Below are 2616 nucleotides of genomic sequence, written 5' to 3' on the forward strand. Positions count from 1 at the left end.
GGTTGATAGGCCAGATGTGGAAGACCGGTAACGGTCGAAGCTGACTGGTACTAATAGGCCGAGGGCTTGTCCTCAGTTGCTCGCGTCCACTGTGTAGTTCCCGGGTTGCGAACTGTCGCACCGGTTGAACTAGCGTCTTTTACTCAATTGAAGAGTGTGCTTGTTCGCTAGAGCCCGATAGGGTTTCGGTGGTCACAGCGTGAGGGAAACGCCCGGTTACATTCCGAACCCGGAAGCTAAGCCTCACAGCGCCGATGGTACTGCAGGGGGGACCCTGTGGGAGAGTAGGACGCCGCCGAACAATCTTTCAAGGACCCTTGGTCCAGCGTTCATGCTGGACCAAGGGTCCTTTTTGTTTTTCCCCACACTTCTTTCCGGCGCGCGTCCGAAGGTCGGCCGCGCGAGAATTACTGCGGTACCCGCAGACAGGAGCCACCGATGTCCCCCAATTCCTCCGACGACCGACCTGAGCGCGAGCCACGTCGCAGCAGGGACAGCGGTGGCGACCGGGGCGGGTTCCGTGGCGGCCGTCCCGCAGGTGCGGGCGGGGCCGGCGCGTCCGGCGGTGGTCGCTCCGGTACGGGTGGCAGGCCCAGCACGGGCGGCCGGCCGAGCACCGGTGGCAGGCCCAACACCGGTGGCGGGGCCCCTCGCCGCGACGACCGTGGTGGTCGGCCCACCGGTGGTGGCAGCGGCAGCAGCAGTGGCGGCTTCCAGCGGCGTGACGACCGGCCTTCGGGTCCTCGTCGTGACGACCGTGGCGAAGGCAGGCCCTCCTTCCGTGGCGACCGGCGTGACGACCGCCCGAGCGGTCCGCGCCGCGACGACCGGCCGGCCGGCAGCGGTCCGCGCCGGGATGACGACCGTGGTGGCCGTCCCAGCGGTTCCGGTGGCTTCGGCGGCGGTCGGCCCAGCACGGGTGGTGGCCCCGCCCGTCGTGACGACCGTGGTGGCCGGCCCACCGGTGGTGGGACGGGCGGCGGTTACCAGCGTCGTGACGACCGGCCGGGCGGCAGCGGCCCCCGACGGGACGACGACCGTGGCGGGCGTCCCACCGGTGGTGGGACGAGTGGCGGCTATCAGCGTCGTGACGACCGGCCGAGTGGCGGTGGCCCCCGGCGCGACGATCGTTCGAGTGCCCCCCGTCGTGACAGCAACGACCGTCCTCCCTTCAAGCGGGACGACAACCGGGGCGGTGGCGGCGGCTTCCAGCGTCGTGACGACCGTCCCAGCACGCCCCGGCGCGACGACGACCGGCCCGCGTTCCGGCGCGACGACCGTCGTGACGAGCGCCCCAGCACCCCTCGCCGTGACGACGACCGGTCCGGTTTCCGTCGTGACGACCGGCCCAGCGGTGGCCCCCGTCGTGACGACAGCCGTGGTGGCCGGCCCACCGGTGGTGGGACGGGCGGCGGTTACCAGCGTCGTGACGACCGGCCGGCCGGCAGTGGCCCCCGGCGGGACAATGAGCGCGGCAACGACCGCGGCAACGACCGTGGTGGCCGTCCCGCGTCCGGCGGCGCTGGGTACGCCCGCCGTGACGACCGGGGCGGGCGCCCCAGCGGCGGCTACGGCAGCCGGGACGGCGAGCGCGGGACCGGCTACGCGCGGCGCGACGAGCGCGAGCGCGACCGGGAGCCCATCAAGCGGCTGCCGATCCCCGACGAGATCACTGGTCAGGAGGTCGACAAGAGCGTGCGGCAGGAGCTGATGAGCCTGCCCAAGACGCTCGCCGACGACGTCGCCAGGAACCTCGTCATGGTCGCCCAGCTGATCGACGACGACCCGGAGCAGGCGTACGCCTACTCCCGTATCGCCCTGCGGCTCGCGTCCCGGGTCGCGGCCGTCCGCGAGGCGGCCGGCTTCGCCGCGTACGCCACCCAGAAGTACGCGGAGGCGCTCGCCGAGTTCCGGGCCGCGAAGCGGATGACCGGGAACGTCGACCTGTGGCCCGTCATGGCGGACTGCGAGCGCGGCCTCGGCCGTCCGGAGCGCGCGATGGCGATGGCCGGAGAGCCCGAGGTGGCGAAGCTCGACAAGGCCGGTCAGGTCGAGATGCGGATGGTCGCGGCCGGAGCGCGGCGTGACATGGGCCAGATCGAGGCCGCCATCGTCACGTTGCAGGGCCCCGAGCTGGCGTCCCACTCCGTACAGCCGTGGACCGCGCGCCTTCGCTACGCCTACGCCGACGCCCTGCTGTCGGCCGGGCGCGAGGACGAGGCGCGCGAGTGGTTCGGCAAGACCGTCGAGGCGGACAAGGACGCCGCGACGGACGCCTCGGACCGTCTCGCCGAGTTGGACGGAGTCGAGTTCGTTGACGCCCTGGCCGATGACGAGGACGACGAGGTCGACGAGGTCGACAACGAGGCGGAGGGCAACGACCTGCCCGAGGTCGCGGACGACCTTGACGACGATGACGACGAGGACGAGGACGAGGACGAGGACGAGGACGAGGACAACAACACCAAGCACTGAGCTGTGAGGCGAGTGGGGGGGCCCCCCCCCCCGGGGGCCCCCCCCCCCCGGTTTTAGTTTTAGGCCCGCGGCCGGCGCCGCCCGGCCACCCCCGGCGCCCGGGGGGGGGCCGGCGGCGGCCGCCAGCGGCGCCCCCGGGGC

Annotated in this window: 1 protein-coding gene and 2 rRNA genes; all 3 read left to right on the forward strand. The window is 72.4% G+C overall.

Translation table 11 applies throughout. The annotated features are described in order from the left end of the window. Positions 1 to 74 (forward strand): 23S ribosomal RNA (locus tag ACIO1C_RS31850); the annotation flags it as partial. Positions 75 to 184: 110 nt separating this feature from the next. Beyond that, positions 185 to 301, forward strand: a 5S ribosomal RNA gene (rrf, locus tag ACIO1C_RS31855). Between the two features lie 1409 nt (positions 302 to 1710). Continuing rightward, a complete protein-coding gene (locus ACIO1C_RS31860) occupies positions 1711 to 2475 on the forward strand; it encodes a hypothetical protein (RefSeq protein ID WP_401870436.1) in 765 nt (254 codons plus the stop codon). Positions 2476 to 2616: the final 141 nt, after the last annotated feature.

This window comes from Streptomyces sp. NPDC087420 (assembly GCF_044744165.1).
GTDB lineage: Bacteria > Actinomycetota > Actinomycetes > Streptomycetales > Streptomycetaceae > Streptomyces.

What these genes read in the sequence shown, in the direction of transcription:
- ACIO1C_RS31860 (WP_401870436.1), top strand. Translation starts at nt 1,711, where the DNA reads ATGAGCCTGCCCAAGACGCTCGCCGACGACGTCGCCAGGAACCTCGTC.